Source organism: Arthrobacter sp. UYCu511 (assembly GCF_040547105.1).
Lineage (GTDB): Bacteria > Actinomycetota > Actinomycetes > Actinomycetales > Micrococcaceae > Specibacter > Specibacter psychrochitiniphilus.
This window is the reverse complement of the sequence record NZ_JBEPPB010000016.1, coordinates 62,804-80,453: the sequence shown is the minus strand read 5'-3', so window position 1 is coordinate 80,453 and position 17,650 is coordinate 62,804. Positions and strand designations below refer to the sequence as shown.

The following is a 17,650-nucleotide window of genomic DNA, read 5'->3' as shown; positions in this document are numbered from 1 at the left end:
GCTCGGGCCGGTTTGCCCAGGCTGGGTATGCCCGGGCTGGGTTTGCCCGGGCGGCTCACGTTAAAGCAGCGACGCCGGCTTCACCAGAATGTGGCCCCGATTGGTGCTGATCCGCAGCCACCGGTGCGAAAGAAAAATAGTGGCAGTCTCGGTGGGTGCCACAAAGCCCAGCGCGTACGCTGCGAAGGCGGCACCGCCGGGGATCTGGCCCGGCACATCCGCCATGGTGCGCCCCCAGACGGAAGCCCTAACGTTATTGACTAAAAGAGCGCCGGGATTGACGGGGATAATCTGGCCAATTTCCTGCACGCCGGTTTTCGCCACCTCGATCAAAGTCTCCGCAGGAACCGTAGCAATTTCCTGCCATGCCGCGCGCGGGGCACCGATCCCGGCCCACGATTCGTGGACACTCATGGGAGGCACGGGCAGGCGGAGCTCGCCCTCACTCATACGGGCCAGACGGTCCGCCACCGCGGACAGGGACACCGTGACATCAAGATCAGCGGGTGCCGCCAGGGCCATGGTTCGTAGTCCCAGAATCGTGGGGGTACCTTCCCCCAGAAGCTTCCCGCGCATGACGCACACATATGCCGCGAGAACGTGACCGGCCCCCTGAAGCCGGATGGCGCCGTCGTCCGCGGTACGGGCACGGCTAACAAAGGTGCGCAGATCCGCAAGGGTTCCGGCATCCTCAAGTACCAATTCGTTGGTGTGGGTGGTGGTGTCCATCAGTGTGCTCCTTGTGCTGGGCTCAGAACGGGACGGGCGGGTGCGCGCCGGAAGGGCACCGGGTCGCCGTGCCATGGCTTCAAGGCGCTTTTCTGGGTCTCCGTGAGGCGGACAGGGCGCCCCGTGTCGCGTGAGACCACCACCATGGAGGTTGCCGCCTGGGCGTAAATAATGGAGGTGTCGGCTTCCGTGACGGTGTAGCCGAGTTCAAAGCTGGAACCGCCCACATGGGTGACCCAAGTATTCACATAGATGGGATCGGTCCGGAAGCTGATGGGGGCTAGATACTCAATCTCATGACGTCCCACAAGAGTGAAGAGTTCCGGGCCAAGCAGGCCGCGGAAAGTGCTGCCACCGGGCAGTTCGGCATAGAACAATTGGACTCGCGCGTCCTCAAGATACTGCAAATAAGCCACATTGTTGACGTGATTGTACGCATTAATGTCGCCGAAACGGATTTGTTGGGTGAGCTGAAAGCCAGGTGCCATGCCTTCATCATGTCAAAGCGGCGTTGGTGCCACCAATCAAAGTCCCCAACGTCACAGCAAAAGCCAGGCGTAGGGCCGGATTCATACCGGACTCCCCATTTGTCGCAGCCTCCTCTGGACACATAGAGTCACGTTTATGAATGTCACACCAACGGACTTTGACCCTATGGAATCCCTCCTACGCATCTTGGAGCTCTCCGATGCAGGAGGTGCTCAAACTGACGAGGATATTTTTGTAGGTCTCGGTGATGCAAAAGCGCCCCGAGCCCGGCTTTTTGGTGGCCAGGTTCTGGCACAGTCGCTGGTGGCGGCTGCTCGCACCGTGGGAGGGGACCATCTGGTGCACTCCATGCACGGCTATTTCCTGCGCCCAGGCGAGGCGGCCTCCTCCCTGACGTTTGGCGTGCAGCGCCTGCGCGATGGGCGTTCCTTCTCAGCGCGACGCACCCATGCCTACCAGGGCGGTGTACCCATCCTGTCCATGATTTCCTCATTCCAGAAACCTGACAGTGGGATTGAGCATCAAGAGCCCATGCCGCAGGGCATTCCTGCGCCAGAGACACTTCCCACGTCGGCCCAACTCCTGGGTGGGATCGATCACCCTGTGGCCCGGGCGTGGGCTTACGAACGCCCCTTTGACATTCGGCATGTAGAGAATGACATCTATTTTGATGTCAAGGGTGAGCATGTGGCGCACACGGCTGTGTGGCTGAAAACTTTGGGCCCCATGCCTGAGGACCAGAACTTGCACCGCGCGGCTCTGGCCTACGCCAGTGATTACACGTTGCTGGAGCCTTCACTGCGACGCCACGGCATCAGCTGGGCAACCCCCGGCATCAGTGTGGCCAGCCTTGACCATGCCATGTGGTGGCACCGGCCCCTGGCGGTGGATGATTGGCTACTGTACGTTGCCGAATCGCCCAGTGCTTCAGAGGCCCGCGGCCTGAACCTGGGCCGCTTCTACAACCGCGACGGCGTGCTGGTGGCCTCTGTGGCGCAAGAGGGCATGATGCGTATTCCAGACGGTACTGCTGCGGACTAAGCCTGCGGGCTAAGGCTGGGGCGTGACACGGCGCGGCTACGGTTCCGGTTTGTCGGTGGGCGCCTCAACCGGGGCGGAGGTGGCAGTCTCCGTAGTGCCGCCGGATTCGGGACCCGCGTTCGCGCCTTCAAGGAATCCTGATCCGGGGCGGGTGTGGCCGAATGGATCAATGCGTGGGCGCCGTGCTGGCGGAACTTGCCCCCGCAATCTAGCTGTGAGGAGCTTCAGGGTCACCAACGGAGAGATCTGCTGCGGACCATCCACCTCCAACCCGTAAAAGTCCCCAATATGGCCAACAAAGGCCTGACGTTTGGCCTTCTCATACGCACGAGTCTCACGGGCAAAAGCCTGGTACGTGGAAAAACAGATCAGGATCAACACCAGGCTAAAAGGCAGTGCGATGATGATGGCTGCCGTTTTCAGTGCTTCCAACCCGCCGGATAGCAACAGCGCGCTGGCCAACAATGATGTGGCTAGGGCGAAGAAGATACGGATCCAGTTTCGGGGTTCCACATCTCCCCCACTGGCAATCATTCCCATGACCAGCGCACCTGAATCTGCCGAGGTGACAAAGAAAATGACGATCATGATGATCGCTCCGATGGTCAGCACCCCGCCTGCGGGAATCTGAGCGAGTGTGGCAAAGAGTGCTCCGGCGGAATCCACTGTTCCATCCGTACCAACCAGCCCGCCCGGGCCGTAAAGCTCGGAATACAGTGCGGTACCACCGAGCACGCTGAACCACAGTATGGTGACCACGGTGGGGACTAGGATTACCCCTGCCACAAATTGGCGCACGGTGCGTCCTTTGGAAATCCGGGCAATGAAGATACCCACAAAGGGTGCCCAGGAGATCCACCAGCCCCAGTAGAAGGTGGTCCACGTTGACTGCCATACTTCGCCCTCCGCACCGGAGAAGGCACTGACGTTGAAAGCCATACCCACAAAACTCTGCAGATAGTTGCCGGTTGACTGCACAAAGTTACGCAGCAGGAACTGGGTGGGACCCACCACCAGCAAGAAGAGTACAAAAATGCCGGCCAGAATCAGGTTGGTGTTGGAGAGCCATTTCATGCCCTTGCCCACTCCAGAGAGCACGGAGAGCAACACCAGGCAGGTGACCACCACAATGATGACAAGATCTATGAACATTGAGGAGGTGATCAGCCCGGCGTGTTCCAGACCTGCACTGATCTGCAAAACACCTAGTCCCAGTGATGTGGCAACACCGAAAATGGTGCCAACTAAGGCCACCACGTCAATGAGGTTTCCCAGACCACCGCTCACCCTCTTCTTCCCCAGTAAGGGTTCCAGCGTCCACCGGATGGAAACAGGACGCCCGCGACGATGGATGGCGTAGGCCAGGGCCAATCCAATCACCACATAGATTGACCAGGCATGTACACCCCAGTGCAGGAATGTCTGAGAGAGCGCATGCTGGGCAAGTTCACCGGGATTACCAGTGGTGCCAGGCTTCGGGGACGCAAAGTGACTCAGTGGTTCGCTGACACCGTAGAACACCAAGCCAATGCCCATACCTGCGGCAAACAGTAGGGAAAACCATGAGCCCAGCGAGAATTCAGGCTCGTCGTCATCTTTGCCCAACTTGATATCGCCGAATTTACTGAACCCTACCCACAAGCTGAAGATCACCAAAGCGGTGGCCAGCAGCACGTAATACCAGTTGAAGTAGCCCACAATGGCGCCTTGAATACTGGAAAAGAGCGCCTCGGCAGTTTGCGGCGCAATCATGGCGAACGCTGCAAATACCAAAACTATGGAGGCCGCTGGCCAAAAAACCCAACGATGGACTGGAGGCTTGGATTGAGTCACTGACATGGCCCCAGCCTAGATCCATGAAGGGAGGAAAACGCGTGTTACGGGCATAAAAGTGACCGGTCCCTCAAAAGGAACCGGCCACTTTATGGGCCCACGTACCCGAAGGACCCAACAATCAAACGCGCCAGCGGTTGATTATTGGGAGGGCGTGGGGACTAGTCGCGGGTGAGGCGGCGGTGAGTCACGCGGTGCGGACGTGCTGCGTCTGCACCAAGGCGCTCAACCTTGTTTTCCTCGTAGGCGTCAAAGTTACCTTCAAACCAGTGCCAGTTGGCCGGGTTCTCATCGGTGCCTTCGTAGGCGAGGATGTGGGTGGCGATGCGGTCAAGGAACCAGCGATCGTGAGAGACCACAACGGCGCAGCCGGGGAATTCCAGCAAAGCGTTCTCGAGGCTACTGAGAGTTTCCACGTCAAGATCGTTAGTGGGCTCATCCAAGAGCAACAAGTTTCCACCCTGCTTAAGGGTCAAAGCCAGGTTCAGACGGTTGCGCTCACCACCGGAGAGCACACCTGCCTTCTTTTGCTGGTCCGGACCCTTGAAACCAAAGGCTGCCACATAGGCACGGGAAGGCATTTCAACCTGGCCCACCTGGATGAAGTCGAGTCCGTCGGAGACAACCTGCCAGAGGGTCTTATCGGGATCAATGCCACCGCGGCTCTGGTCGGCGTAGGAGATCTTGACCGAGTCACCTACCTTGAGCTGGCCGCCGTCGAGCTCTTCAAGACCAACAATGGTCTTGAAGAGGGTTGACTTACCAACACCGTTGGGCCCAATGACGCCAACAATGCCGTTGCGGGGCAGGGTGAAGGAGAGTCCGTCGATCAGGACACGGTCCCCATAGCCCTTCTTCAGCTTGTCGGCCTCGAGCACGATCCCACCAAGGCGCGGGCCTGGGGGAATCTGAATCTCTTCGAAGTCAAGCTTGCGCGTGCGGTCAGCCTCGGCAGCCATTTCCTCGTAGCGGGCCAAACGGGCCTTGGACTTGGTCTGGCGCCCTTTGGCATTGGAGCGAACCCATTCGAGTTCCTCGGTGAGGCGCTTGGCCTGCTTGGCGTCCTTCTTGCCCTGAACTTCCAGACGGGCGCGCTTCTTCTCTAGGTAAGTGGAGTAGTTACCTTCGTAGGGGTACAGGTGACCGCGGTCTACTTCTGCAATCCACTCGGCAACATGGTCAAGGAAGTACCTATCGTGGGTGACGGCCAGGACGGCGCCGGCGTAGCTCTTGAGATGCTGTTCCAACCAGTTTACGGACTCAGCGTCCAAGTGGTTAGTGGGCTCATCCAGGAGCAACAGGTCAGGCTTCTGCAGAAGGAGTTTGCACAAGGCAACACGGCGGCGTTCACCACCGGAGAGAAGCGTGACATCGGAATCTCCCGGGGGACACTGCAGTGCGTCCATTGCCTGCTCCAGCTGAGAGTCAATATCCCAAGCATCGGCAGTGTCAATAGCTTCCTGCAACTTGCCCATCTCTTCGAGAAGGGTGTCGAAGTCAGCGTCGGGGCTAGCCATTTCCTCGGAGATCTCGTTGTAGCGGGTGATCTTTGCGTAGATCTCCCCCACGCCTTCCTGGACGTTGCCCAGAACGGTTTTTTCCTCGTTCAGCGGCGGCTCCTGGAGCAAAATGCCCACAGTGTAGCCGGGGCTCAAACGAGCCTCACCGTTGGAGGGAGTGTCCAAGCCAGCCATGATCTTCAAAATGGTGGACTTACCGGCACCGTTAGGACCCACAACGCCAATTTTGGCGCCGGGGTAGAAAGACATACTTACGTTGTCAAGAATGAGTTTTTCTCCAACAGCCTTGCGGGCATTGGACATTGTATAAATAAATTCCGCCATACCCTCAAGGTTAGTGGGTGCAGGCATATATCTCACATTCGCGACGGTGTAAGTGAGCAACACGGCAGACTGTGGCCGGTCAGGGGCGCTGGCGCCTAGTGAACGTCTCCGACGAAGCAGCGCCCTGATGCCAAGACCGGAAGGGTGGTCACGGCAACGTTTCCGCCACGTACCTGACCGATGACGCATTCTTTTCCAACCAGCGTGGCAGATTCAATGGCATCCACGGCAAGTCCAGTAGGTGTGATGTCAATGGACACCTCCACCTTTTCCTTGACGGCGCCAGCTTCAAGCATGGCTGCCATCATTTGCTCCCTGTTGGGCGCCTTAGTGGTGGAGGCCAGTGTGGTGAGTGTGGCTTTCAGTTTCCCGGACATCTCTTCAGCAGCCGAAACCTTTTCAGCCTGCTTCTCTTCGGGGGCCTTTGATTCGGGGGTATTGGCACCATCCTTGACCGGGGCTTTCGAAGTAGCGGCCGGTGCAGCATCGGTAGCTGGCGCCTCGCCTGGTAGCAGCGAGCAACCGCTCAATGCCATGGAAGCCACTAACAGAACAGATACTCCAACAGCCCTGAGACTGAGCTTGCGCGGAGTGGGCTGGTGGCGAGATGTCATCTTTTCCAAAGTCACCCCGCCATTGTGCCATGCGTACCCGGTAATTGAGCTCCACCACGGCGAACCAAGAGCTTGGCCAACACCTCAGAAGGGGGCTGCCTCTGCCAGGATCTCCCCCGTCTCATGATCAGCGTGCTCATGCGGCTGGATCCCTTCAGCCTTTGCGGGGTCATACGCTGCTGCGGCCGCATCTAGGTCCTCATCGCCCTCGCTGCCATCAACATCGCCCCCGCCTTCGGTCCCTTCGTGTGGCTGATCTGCATTAGTTGGCTCATCATCGGGGATCTCTCCTTCCTCGACGTCTTGAGGCCCGCCCCAACCACCGGGATCATGACCAATTTCGCCGTCTCCGGGGCCGGCAAGGCGCGCGCTGGTCTTGCGGCGGTAGTTTGCCGTTCCAAACTGGAGGTCAGGACCAATGCTGTCTGCATCGATCTCAACGCCGGTTGCGTGACTTCCGTCCTTACGGAGGTAGGAGGTCACCTTCAGCTTGCCCACAATCAAGATCCGGTCCCCTTTGTGGATGCTGACCATGGTGTTGGAGGCAAGTGCCTTGAAAACATTGACCCGAAACCAGTTGGTGGGACCGTCCACCCACTTGTTAGTGATGGGATCGAGTCTGCGCATGTTGGAACCCATGCGGAACTTTCCGATGACCAAGCCACTGTCCGTGGTGTTCATGACGATCTCAGAACTGACAAATCCCCGGAGACTGATGTGATTTCCCATTGCCCTACCTTTCGATGGGCCGCAGCTGCGGCAGTGTTTGCTTGAGTTCCAGCCAACGCCTTTCCCGGGTCATCAACCAGTGGAAGAAGCCCAAATGTGAACCAAATCAAGCCCTAGTGGGCCTGTGGAGGAAGAGAAACATGAATAAACCTGATAATTTAGATGCGGCCCATGATTGGGTCAACGCCTCGGTAGCTCAGCGGATAGAGCAGGAGCCTTCTAATCTCTTGGTCGTGGGTTCAATTCCCGCCCGGGGCACCAAAAAGCGCCTCTGACCTGCGGTTATGTTCCGCAGGTCAGAGCCGTTTAAGGCCAAAAATGGCCCAACTCCCCCTTTACTCCCCCAATTCAGCAAAATTTTTTTCAAGAATCACTCCCCCTTTTCAGCACCTCAGTAGACTGTTTACCTCTCGGCCACGTCGTCTGGTGTCGGTCCCCGGATACCGTGGGGATGCTACGGAGCTAGGCATAGCGAGAGCACCGGATGCTGACTGCCGGACGTCGACGAGCACTCGTGTCATTCCGGCCCAGTTGGGCTCCAGCGATTTTCGACAACAGGAGTAGCTCACCAAACACGCGGCAGAATCGACCGGCCCAGCATGTAAGGTTTCCGGCGCTAAACTCGACTGGTGATCAAAGGTGAAATTAAGTCTCAGGTAGACAAGGTTTGGAACACGTTCTGGACCGGCGGAATCTCCAACCCCATCGAGATTATTGAACAGGTCACGTATCTACTCTTCTTGAAACGGCTGGACGAGGCACAGACCCGAGCCGAGAAGCAGGCGCTACGTACGGGGAAACAAGCCCACAACCTGCCGTTCCCGTTGGGCAATGACCATTTGGGCCGTCCGTGGAGTGATCTGCGCTGGAAAAATTTCCAGGACCTGTCCAAGGACCAGATGTTCAAACTGTTCACTGACCGCATGTTCACGTTCCTGCGCGAGGACCTGCACACGCAGTCCAACGGCGAGGCCTCCAGCTATGCCAAGCATCTTGAAGGCGCCCGCTTCACCATCCCCACCGCGAATGTACTCGGCACCGTGGTTGACGTCATTTCCGCCATGGACATGTCGGGCAAGGACACCAAGGGCGACCTCTACGAGTACATGCTCTCCAAGCTCTCCACGGCAGGCACCAATGGACAGTTCCGCACGCCTCGCCACATCATCGACCTAATGGTCCGCATGCAGGCGCCACAGCCGCTCGAGGTAATCTGTGACCCTGCATCCGGCACGTGCGGCTTCCTGGTCCAGGCCTCCGAGTACCTGCGCGATAACAACGAAACGCTGCTGACCAACTCGGAGACGGCAAAGTTCTACCACAACGAACAGTTTCACGCCTTCGACTTCGACAACACCATGCTCCGCATTGGCGCCATGAACCTTCTCCAGCACGGCGTGGAGAATCCCGAGGTCACCTATCGGGATTCCCTGGCCAACCTCCACGAAACAGAGGAAGAGAAATACGATCTCATCCTCGCCAATCCCCCGTTCGCTGGCAGCCTCGATTACGACAACGTCGCCAAAGACCTCCTCAGCATCGTCAAGACCAAGAAGACGGAGCTGCTGTTCCTGGCTCTGTTCTTGCGCCTGCTCAAGCCCGGCGGCCGCGCGGCGGTGATCGTCCCGGACGGCGTACTGTTCGGCTCCACCAACGCGCACAAGGAACTGCGCAAGCTGATCGTCGACGGCCACCGCCTCGATGCCGTCGTGAAGCTCCCCTCCGGCGTCTTCAAGCCCTATGCCGGAGTCTCAACCGCCATCCTGTTCTTCACCAAGACCAACGCCGGTGGCACGGAGAATGTCTGGTTCTACGACGTCAAGAGCGACGGTTTCTCCCTCGACGACAAGCGCACACCCCTCGCAACTTCCGACCTTGAGGATGTCTTCTCCCGTTGGATGACACGTTCGACGACGGAACTCACCCGGGCTCGAACCGACCAGTCCTTCTGCATCCCCCGCTCCGAGATCGAAGCCAACGACTACGACCTTTCCCTCAACCGCTACAAGGAAATCGAGTACGACGAGGTCGACCACAAGTCCCCCAAAGCAATCCTCGGCGCCCTCGACGAACTTGAGTCTGACATCATCGCGGGTATGTCGGAGTTGCGCGAGCTGCTGAAATGATGCTGGTTGATTCGTCAAAGACCACCGCACTGATCAAGCCTGTCGAGACCAAGCCTTTCCTCGAAGTATTCGCCGACAAGACTGGCGGCAACCCAAAGGTCCAGACGTCCGAGTATCTAGAATCCGGAAAGTTCCCTATCGTTGACCAAGGCCAAAAAGCCGTTGCTGGCTACTCCAACGACGAATCCTTACTCGCCGCAAATCATGGCCCAGTGATTATTTTTGGCGACCACACCCGTATCCTAAAATATGTTGAAGGCCCGTTCATTCTTGGAGCAGATGGAACGAAGGTTCTCGTTCCAAGGATTAGCGCCGACGTCCGATTCCTGTTTCACTACTTGCGATTCGTGGACATTCCGTCAGCCGGCTACAGCCGGCACTTCAAGTTCCTCAAAGAGATTCAGGTTCCCCTCCCACCCCTCCCTGAGCAGCGCCAGATCGCGGCAATCTTGGACAAGGCCGACCACCTCCGCACCCAGCGCCGCGAAGCCCTCGCCCACCTCGACGGGCTGACACAGTCCATCTTCAGCTCGATGTTTCACTCCCCGGGCCAGCGTCGAACCAGTCTAGGTGAGCTGCTCAACTTCGTTACAAGCGGCGGACGAGGATGGGCAAAGTACTACTCCGAATCCGGCAGCCGGTTCATCCGATCACTAGATGTTCAACGAAATGTCGTTAATGAAGACACTGCGATCTTCGTAGATGCCCCTGACAACGCTGAAGCTAGGAGAACCAAAGTACGGACCAACGACGTACTACTGACTATCACCGGGTCGTTAATTGGCCGTGCCGCTCCGGTCCTCTCGTCTTCGGCCGGCGCGTTCATTAGCCAGCACGTTGCTATACTTCGTCCCGTAACAGAAGAAATTCTTCCCGTGTATTTGTCATATTTTCTCAATCAAGAAAATGGCGGGCAAAGAATTATCAAAAACATGCAATACGGTCAGACCAAACCTGGACTCAACTTCGAGCAGATCCGAAAATTTGAGCTTCCGCTTCCCCCGCTCGAACTGCAGCAGACGTTCGCAAGGCGAGTAGCGGGTGTCGAACGTTTAAAGGAAAAACACCGCACACAGCTGGCGGAACTGGACGTTCTCTTCGCATCGCTACAGCACCGCGCTTTTAGAGGAGAATTGTGACTGCGACACCTTCAACTCCAATACCCGATGGCATTCCGCGGTGGCAGGACTTCATGGTTCCTATCCTGCGGGTGCTATGTGACGGAAAGCAGCATGCCAGGCGTGAGCTCGTGTCCGAAGTCTTGGACTTCGTGGGTTTGTCCGAGGGGCAGCGTTCGGTTCTCCTGAAGTCGGGCCAGCCGAAGGCAGAGAACAGGATTGGCTGGGCAATCTCTGACCTGACAATTGCAGAGGCTGCCGTCCGGCCGGCGAGGGCAATGTTTGAGATTACGGCGCTTGGGCACGCATTGCTGGAAAAGCATCCCCAGGGGCTCGATCAGAAAATTATGAACACGATTGATGCTTATGCCGCCCATTTTGCTAGTAAGGACGGCCCCGCAGAGGCCCAGAGTCAGGATGCGGTGATCGAGCCGGACTCCGAATTGTCTCCCCAGGAACAGATTGAAGCTGGAATCGCGCTGATCCATACTGACGTCAGCTCCCTCCTCATCGCACGGCTCCGAGCCAGCGATCCGGCGTTCTTTGAGCAGGCCGTTGTAGACCTGCTTTTGAAAATGGGTTACGGCGGCGCTGAACAGCGGGGAAAGCGAATCGGCGGCACCGGGGACGGCGGCGTCGACGGAGTCATAGATCAAGACCCACTGGGGTTGGACAAGGTCTACATCCAGGCCAAGCGCTACGCCGAAGGTAGCAATATCAGCCGAGAGACAGTGCAGGCATTTGTTGGCGCCCTTCAGGGGGTTGGGGCATCCAAGGGTGTGTTCATCACAACGAGTGCGTTCACGGTTCACGCCCTCTCCTACGCTGCGAATGTACCGTCACGCGTCATCTTAATTGACGGTGACCGCTTGGCCAGCCTGATGATCAAATACCGAGTGGGCGTCCAGGTGAAGGAGAGCTACGACGTGGTCGAACTCGACGAGGACTTCTTCGAGTAAGCCGAGGTCCGGAGAACCCGACGGGACTGGAATTTGCGAGCCGGTAGCCGCTTCATCTAGAGGTGGGGATTCAATCCACCGAATTACTTCGGAGCCCCACCTTGATCGAATGCCCAGCGCTCAACAAGTTCGGGTGTGCATAGATCAAGATCTGCGTTGCCGGTAGCGCAGGCAGCATCCGATATGTGTTCCATGGCTGCCGTCGCCTTGGTGTAGGTGTTGACACCATAGTTGTGACCAACATAGATGCCGTTGCCTGCCTCGGTGCGAGACAAGGTTCGAAGCACACGCAGGTCCACAATGAGGGGCTTGTGCTCTGGGGATCCGGCGCCGTAGAAGTACATTAGCTTGGTGAAGAACGCCGGCCCAAGATATTGGAAACGGTTTCTGCCCTTCGGCTTAAACGCGTTGAACGAGGCCAACGGATCGGATCTGGATATATCCAGGGCCCGTTTCAGGTCGGTTCCCGCATTACTAGCCACGATGGATTGGATCCGGGCGCGGTTGTTGCGGCGCGACTCACCGGACCCCCACAACAGCACGTTGAAGGCGAAATCCTCTACAAGCACCTCTCCATTATGGACACCGGCAGCCATACCAAACAGGTCACCACGGGAAATCTCAACACTGAGCGGGGCATCCACTGCCAACTTGCCCTGGGATTCCCAGTTGACGGAAGCAAGCTGTTCCTTCCACCACTTTGTCTTAAGCGTGAATCCGTGCGCCAGGATGGACTCCTCTCGCGAGTAACCTTTCAAGCCCTCCAACACATCTGACTCCGAAACGACTTGAGCACGGTTTTCCATGTCTTACCTTCCCTCGTTGGACTATCTGTTTATGACGTTCAAAGCGGCGTTGGCCGTTACCGGGATTCCCCAAACAATTGATGGACGATTATTGATTTCTCCATGAAGCTGCACAGGATCAAAGCAGTCGTCATCTTCGGCGGGGCTGGCAACCTGAGTGATCGTTGTTGGCCGGCGCTCATCGCCTGCTGAAAGATTTCTTCGAATGCTGAAACCGTAGCATCACGTTCGGACAACCGAACGTCAGCCTGTGATCCTTGACCGTGTTCATGGATGGACTGGCCCTCATGTCCACGAGTATGAAGTGGGAGCAACAAACAATTTTGGCGCAGGGACTGGCTACTAATTCCAACATTGTGTCGCTGCCCGCAGACGTGAGAATCCAGCGGCCGGCGCGGCATCCACGCTGGCCGGCCACCGTCATACGTCAACTTGGCAGACTAACTGGCGTCGAACATCCGCCAGCGAATCTCTTATGTCAGCCGTCCGTGGTTCAATGAATCAGAGAATTCTTGCCGCATCGAGGCGGTCGTCATGAACGGAGCAGTCTTGGGGGAAGTGCAAAGTAATTTCGTTTTCATGCGGGAGCAGTGGCCTGATCTGGCGCAGCGGGCTCGCAAAGCTGAGCAGTTTGCCTGGATAGATCCACGCGTGTCCATGATGTATGCCCGCCACACGGCCGAGCACATTGTGGACTGGATTTATGAGCATGAAACCGCCATCCCGTACCCGTATCAGCGGGACTTCAATGGCCTGCTGAACCAGCCCGAGTTCAAGGCTCTGGTGGGTGGCACCATCACCAGCAAACTCAACGCGATCCGCAAGGCCGGCAACAACGCCGTCCACGGCAAGTCTGATCCTTCGCCCCAAAACTCGCAGTTCGCCGTGGCTGAGCTCTTCCATGTTTGCTATTGGCTTGCCCGCACCTACACGATCGACGCCGCGAACCTGCCGGCAACCGGCATGGCGCTGGATCTCGAACTGCTCAAGCCGAAGCTGAAGACTCCGGCACCTGCTCGCTCGTCCATGGAAGCCGTGGCAAAGCTCGCTGATGAGCTGGCCGCCAAGGACAAGGAACTCGCTGAAGCCCGTGCCGCGTCCACGTCACTGGAACACCAGCTCGCGGAGGCCCTGGCCCAGATTGCGGCAGCCAAGCAGCGCAACCAGGCCACTCCGGACGTGCACAACTATGACGAGGCACTGACCCGCGCCTACCTCATTGACCAAGACCTGCACGACGCCGGATGGCCGCTGACGCAGGATGAGGACCGTGAGTATCCGGTCACCGGGATGCCCAGCGCCAGCGGGGTCGGCTACGTCGATTATGTGCTGTGGGGTGCCGACGGGCTGCCGCTGGCCCTGGTTGAGGCCAAGCGTTCCACCAAAGATCCGCTGGTGGGCAAGCAGCAGGCCAAGCTGTACGCCGACTGCCTCGAACAAAAATTCGGGCGCCGCCCCGTCATCTACTACAGCAACGGCTACAAGACATGGATCTGGGACGACGCCCTGTACGGCGACCGCCCCGTCCAGGGGTTCCACACCCGTGACCAGCTGGAACTGATGATCGCCCGGCGGACCACGCGCCGGCATCTGGCTGGCGAACCGATCGACAATTCGATTGTGGAACGCGGCTACCAGCACGGCGCCATCCGCGCCGTGTCGGAAAGCTTCGAAGCCTCGTCCCGAAAGGCACTTGTCGTGATGGCGACGGGAACCGGGAAGACGAGGACCGCCGTCGCACTTTCCAAGTTGCTCATGGATGCAAATTGGGCCAAGCGCATCCTGTTCCTTGCCGACCGGGTATCCCTGGTCCAGCAGGCGGCGAGGGCCTTCAAAACCCACCTTCCCGGCAGCGCACCGGCCATCCTGGGGCGCGACAACGACACCGACAGCCGCATCAACCTGGCCACATACCCGACCATCATGAACATGATTTCCGGCAGTGCGCGGGGCGCAGATGGTCAGCCGTCGTTCGGGATTGGACACTACGACCTGATCATTGTCGATGAGGCGCACCGCTCGATCTACCAAAAGTACCGGGCTATTTTCGACTACTTTGACTCGCTGCTGCTGGGCCTGACCGCCACGCCGCAGGCCGACGTGGACCGCAACACCTACTCAATGTTCGACATCGAGGACAACGTCCCCACCTACGCGTACGAGCTGGACGAGGCAATCGAGGCCGGCTATCTCGTGCCACCCCGTGTTGTGCCGGTGCCACTGAAGTTCCCCTACGAGGGCATCCGCTACGACGATCTGAGCGAAGCAGAGAAGGAGCAGTGGGACGAGCTGGAATGGGATGAGGAAGGTGAGATCCCCGATGCTGTGGACCCCGCCGTCGTTAACAGCTGGCTATTCAACACCGACACCGTGAACAAGGCGCTTGAAGTGCTGATGACGCGCGGGCACAAGGTTGCTGGCGGCGACAGGCTGGGCAAGACGATCATCTTCGCCAAGAATAACGATCACGCGAACTTCATTGCCCGGCAGTTCGACAAGAACTACCCGCACCTAAAGGGTCACTTTGCCCGCGTCATCACGTACCAGGAAACGTATGCGCAGAGTCTGATCGATTACTTTAGCCGCCCGGACGACAACCCGCACATTGCCGTCTCTGTAGACATGCTGGACACCGGCATTGACGTGCCGGAAGTTCTCAACCTGGTGTTCTTCAAGATGGTGCGCTCGAAGACGAAGTTCTGGCAGATGCTGGGGCGCGGCACGCGGTTGCGCCCTGACCTGTTCGGGCCCGGCCAGGACAAACAGGACTTCTTTATCTTTGACCTATGCCGCAATGCCGAGTACTTCAACGCGGGGCTTCCCGGGAACGAAGGTTCGGTAGGCAAGTCCCTGTCCGAGACGACGTTTGCCACGCGGGCCAAGCTGCTGGTTGCCTCCCGAGCGGCCGGATTGGGCTCCCTGTCGCTGGTGACGGACCTGGTGCATGGGCTGTCCGGCCAAGTTTCCGTACTGCCTTCCGGAAACTTTTTGGTGAAACCGCACCGACAGGCTGTCGAAAAATACTCGACGCCGGAGGGCTGGGCTGGCTTGTCCGATGAGGACGTGGCCGGACTGGAAACCGGTTTGGCCAAGGTTGCCGGACAGGGCGCCCCTGCCGAGAAGGAAGAAGCGAAACGCTTTGACCTGATCGTGCTCAATGCCCAGCTGGCATCCCTGGTGGATCCCGGCGCCGTGGACAGATACCGCAAGAAGATCCAAGACATCGCCGCTGCTCTGGCCGACCAGCCCAACAACCCAGCCATTTCACCGGTGCTGGTCCTGCTGGAACAAATAGCCGACGACAACGAGTGGCAGTCCGTCTCCCTGGAGTGGCTCGAATCGATCCGGCGAAAGTTGCGCGGGCTGGTCCACTTGATCGAGAAGAAGCGCCGCAACGTGGTCTACACCAACTTTGAAGACGAGCTGGGCGAACTGGTGGAGATCCAGCTCGATGGCGTCCACTCAGGCGTGAACAACTTTGACCGCTATCGCCAGAAAGCGCAGATGTACCTGCGCTCCCACCTGGACTTAGCCACACTGCAGCGCCTGCGCCGCAACAAACCACTGACTCCGCTGGACCTTTCCGAACTGGAACGCATCCTCGAGGAAAGCGGCGCCGGCACGCAGGAGGACCTCGCACGGGCCCGCACCGAGGGCCTGGCCCACTTCGTACGTTCCCTGGTGGGACTGGACCGCTCAGCCGTGGAGGAAGCCCTATCCGAGTTCATTGCAGGCGCCACCTTCAACGCTGCACAGCTGGACTTCTTAGCTGTGCTGACCACACAGTTGTCGGAGAACGGCTCTGTGGACATCGGCGCGCTCTATGACTCCCCTTACAGCGAGCTGGCACCCACAGGACCGGACGAGCTGTTTGGCGAGGAAAATTTCGACCGACTTGAGTTGGTGCTCCAGTCCTTCGACGAAGGGCTGAAAGTCGGCTAATCACGACACTTGCTGCTTGTGGGAAGCAACATTTGATGCGACGAGTCGCAAAACGAGAACGATAGAAGAATTGATCAAGAAACCATGGCTGTGCTGATGAAGGCCTGTTCAACAAAGTCCTGCGACAATATTGCCGCCTATCGGACGACGACGGAGCAGGCGTGGTGCATGGATTGTTTAGAGTCAATCCTTGATGACACGCGGATGGAATCTGTCACTCTGTTTCCCGGAACCAAGCATCGGTGGAGACCGTGGTGTCCCGACTGTGACACCGCCGTGATTATGTCTTGAATTAATTGCAGGAGCGTCCCTCACGTGGCGAGGCTGCTTGTCGCCGCTTCTGGAGGCGCTGGGTCAATAGGACATCAATCTCTGAAGACCAGTTCAGTCCCTTGGGTTCGCTAGATTTTTAGCGTGACGGGGCTCCCCTCCCGTGAATACGGTAATAGCCCTACCCACCGTTGCAGAGTTAAAGTCCATGGCCTTGACGAGCACGACTGGCGCCACACCCGCCATGGCGACGAATACGTCACTGCCATCATACGTATGTAGACGCCCCAGAAAATACGAATCAGATGAAGCGTCTAGATCCTCTTCATTTGTTGATCCGACGGCTAGCCCATGCGGCAAGTCTAGGGCCGACAGTTTTTACGTCTCCCAAAATCGAGCGGAATTCCGGTTCCGACGCCCCAAAATCCTCTGACGGAGATCTTGGTGGCAGATAGCCGACCTGGATCGATTTGATCTGGCTCTCAGGAAGAAGCACCGATTCCATCTTTTCTGTGATTCGTACAAACGCTGAATCATCTTTCCGTTTCCGGCTCATCGGGTGAGTCAGACTCAGCCATCGGTGGCTGTCGTCGGGATCAGAGTCGAAACCATTTACTGGACCCTTCCAAACTGTCCCGTCAACGAGTTCAACAATGATGATTGGATCGCTCCCCTTGCAGACAACATTGCCCGGTCCAGCCAAACTTGTTGGCCGTCGAGTTACGAAATGTCGGTGCCACAGCCGTATCCCTAGGATGGACCGTTTGGCAGGCCATCTATAGAGCGACACAAAGTAGACCAGTAGACAAGCTATGACAGAGGTAACAACAGCAGCAGCAACGTAAGGAACTGAAGAGACTGACGAGCTCAGGGGATCAACCCCGGAAGCTTCAGCTGCACGGTAGAGCGGCCACCAAAATCCCCAAAAAGTAAGTATTACAGCAATACCTGTCGCACACAGAGAGACCAGAGCAATCCTAGCAAGCTCTATGAGCGCTGACTCCTTCACACCAGGAACGAACTTTGACCGTTCCAGCTCCCAAATCGACCCCGGCGCTACCAACAACAGAAATGCCACAATTGCGCCAAGGCTATTTAGTATCAATCGTCTGCCGAGTCCACGATTTCTTCTGTGGATGAAATACTTACC

The 17,650-nt window shown here is 57.8% G+C and carries 13 protein-coding genes and 1 tRNA gene; 6 read left to right on the top strand and 8 right to left on the bottom strand.

What is annotated here, in order from left to right; translation table 11 throughout:
- Positions 1-60: 60 nt before the first annotated feature.
- Together ABIB48_RS17185 and ABIB48_RS17180 are read right to left on the bottom strand one after the other, a co-directional pair.
- Positions 61-729, bottom strand: coding sequence for a DUF8185 domain-containing protein (locus ABIB48_RS17185; protein WP_354213731.1), 669 nt, complete (start codon positions 727-729; stop codon positions 61-63).
- Positions 729-1,217: an acyl-CoA thioesterase gene (locus tag ABIB48_RS17180; protein WP_354213730.1), complete on the bottom strand. Its 489-nt coding sequence runs from the start codon at positions 1,215-1,217 to the stop codon at positions 729-731. Before ABIB48_RS17180 ends, ABIB48_RS17185 begins: the two co-directional genes overlap by 1 nt.
- Before the next feature lie 136 nt (positions 1,218-1,353).
- On the opposite strand from ABIB48_RS17180, the gene ABIB48_RS17175 reads away from it, so the two are divergent.
- Positions 1,354-2,259 carry an acyl-CoA thioesterase gene (locus ABIB48_RS17175; RefSeq protein ID WP_315913615.1) on the top strand — a complete coding sequence of 302 codons (906 nt, stop codon included), beginning with the start codon at positions 1,354-1,356 and terminating at the stop codon, positions 2,257-2,259.
- Positions 2,260-2,295: 36 nt separating this feature from the next.
- Here the strand turns inward: ABIB48_RS17175 and ABIB48_RS17170 are convergent, their stop codons facing one another.
- From ABIB48_RS17170 to ABIB48_RS17155, 4 genes are all read right to left on the bottom strand, one after another.
- Entirely contained in the window at positions 2,296-4,098 is a 1,803-nt protein-coding gene (locus ABIB48_RS17170) for a BCCT family transporter (RefSeq protein WP_354213729.1), read from the bottom strand.
- A 155-nt stretch (positions 4,099-4,253) separates the two neighbouring features.
- Complete coding sequence (ettA, locus tag ABIB48_RS17165) at positions 4,254-5,936, bottom strand: energy-dependent translational throttle protein EttA (RefSeq protein WP_110106311.1); 1,683 nt, start codon at positions 5,934-5,936, stop codon at positions 4,254-4,256.
- Positions 5,937-6,031: 95 nt separating this feature from the next.
- Positions 6,032-6,565 carry a DUF6993 domain-containing protein gene (locus ABIB48_RS17160; RefSeq protein ID WP_245932185.1) on the bottom strand — a complete coding sequence of 178 codons (534 nt, stop codon included), beginning with the start codon at positions 6,563-6,565 and terminating at the stop codon, positions 6,032-6,034.
- A 69-nt stretch (positions 6,566-6,634) separates the two neighbouring features.
- On the bottom strand, positions 6,635-7,279 hold the full coding sequence (locus tag ABIB48_RS17155; protein WP_110106310.1) for a single-stranded DNA-binding protein: 645 nt from the start codon (positions 7,277-7,279) through the stop codon (positions 6,635-6,637).
- A gap of 185 nt (positions 7,280-7,464) precedes the next feature.
- Between ABIB48_RS17155 and ABIB48_RS17150 the strand changes: the two genes are divergently transcribed.
- The 4 genes from ABIB48_RS17150 to ABIB48_RS17135 all read left to right on the top strand — a co-directional run bounded on the left by ABIB48_RS17150 (position 7,465) and on the right by ABIB48_RS17135 (position 11,482).
- Positions 7,465-7,540: transfer RNA gene (locus ABIB48_RS17150), tRNA-Arg, on the top strand.
- Between the two features lie 368 nt (positions 7,541-7,908).
- A complete protein-coding gene (locus ABIB48_RS17145; protein ID WP_354213728.1) occupies positions 7,909-9,405 on the top strand; it encodes a type I restriction-modification system subunit M in 1,497 nt (498 codons plus the stop codon).
- Positions 9,402-10,544 (top strand): restriction endonuclease subunit S, encoded by a 1,143-nt coding sequence (locus ABIB48_RS17140; protein WP_354213727.1) that lies wholly within the window; start codon positions 9,402-9,404, stop codon positions 10,542-10,544. The genes ABIB48_RS17145 and ABIB48_RS17140 overlap by 4 nt, the downstream gene beginning before the upstream one ends.
- Before the next feature lie 53 nt (positions 10,545-10,597).
- On the top strand, positions 10,598-11,482 hold the full coding sequence (locus ABIB48_RS17135) for a restriction endonuclease (RefSeq protein ID WP_354213739.1): 885 nt from the start codon (positions 10,598-10,600) through the stop codon (positions 11,480-11,482).
- Between the two features lie 83 nt (positions 11,483-11,565).
- On the opposite strand, the gene ABIB48_RS17130 is transcribed toward ABIB48_RS17135, so the two are convergent.
- A complete protein-coding gene (locus ABIB48_RS17130; RefSeq protein ID WP_354213726.1) occupies positions 11,566-12,288 on the bottom strand; it encodes an 8-oxoguanine DNA glycosylase OGG fold protein in 723 nt (240 codons plus the stop codon).
- A 534-nt stretch (positions 12,289-12,822) separates the two neighbouring features.
- Between ABIB48_RS17130 and ABIB48_RS17125 the strand changes: the two genes are divergently transcribed.
- Complete coding sequence (locus tag ABIB48_RS17125) at positions 12,823-16,230, top strand: DEAD/DEAH box helicase family protein (RefSeq protein ID WP_354213725.1); 3,408 nt, start codon at positions 12,823-12,825, stop codon at positions 16,228-16,230.
- A gap of 595 nt (positions 16,231-16,825) precedes the next feature.
- Here the strand turns inward: ABIB48_RS17125 and ABIB48_RS17120 are convergent.
- Positions 16,826-17,605: a DUF6338 family protein gene (locus ABIB48_RS17120; RefSeq protein WP_354213724.1), complete on the bottom strand. Its 780-nt coding sequence runs from the start codon at positions 17,603-17,605 to the stop codon at positions 16,826-16,828.
- Positions 17,606-17,650 lie beyond the last annotated feature (45 nt).

Bases quoted from the DNA above. Each gene is read 5' to 3' on its own strand.
- ABIB48_RS17125 (WP_354213725.1), top strand. From the start codon at position 12,823: ATGAACGGAGCAGTCTTGGGGGAAGTGCAAAGTAATTTCGTTTTCATG.
- ABIB48_RS17185 (WP_354213731.1), bottom strand. From the start codon at position 729: ATGGACACCACCACCCACACCAACGAATTGGTACTTGAGGATGCCGGA.
- ABIB48_RS17155 (WP_110106310.1), bottom strand. From the start codon at position 7,279: ATGGGAAATCACATCAGTCTCCGGGGATTTGTCAGTTCTGAGATCGTC.
- ABIB48_RS17170 (WP_354213729.1), bottom strand. From the start codon at position 4,098: ATGTCAGTGACTCAATCCAAGCCTCCAGTCCATCGTTGGGTTTTTTGG.
- ABIB48_RS17130 (WP_354213726.1), bottom strand. From the start codon at position 12,288: ATGGAAAACCGTGCTCAAGTCGTTTCGGAGTCAGATGTGTTGGAGGGC.
- ABIB48_RS17140 (WP_354213727.1), top strand. From the start codon at position 9,402: ATGATGCTGGTTGATTCGTCAAAGACCACCGCACTGATCAAGCCTGTC.
- ABIB48_RS17180 (WP_354213730.1), bottom strand. From the start codon at position 1,217: ATGGCACCTGGCTTTCAGCTCACCCAACAAATCCGTTTCGGCGACATT.
- ABIB48_RS17135 (WP_354213739.1), top strand. From the start codon at position 10,598: ATGGTTCCTATCCTGCGGGTGCTATGTGACGGAAAGCAGCATGCCAGG.
- ABIB48_RS17175 (WP_315913615.1), top strand. From the start codon at position 1,354: ATGAATGTCACACCAACGGACTTTGACCCTATGGAATCCCTCCTACGC.
- ettA (WP_110106311.1), bottom strand. From the start codon at position 5,936: ATGGCGGAATTTATTTATACAATGTCCAATGCCCGCAAGGCTGTTGGA.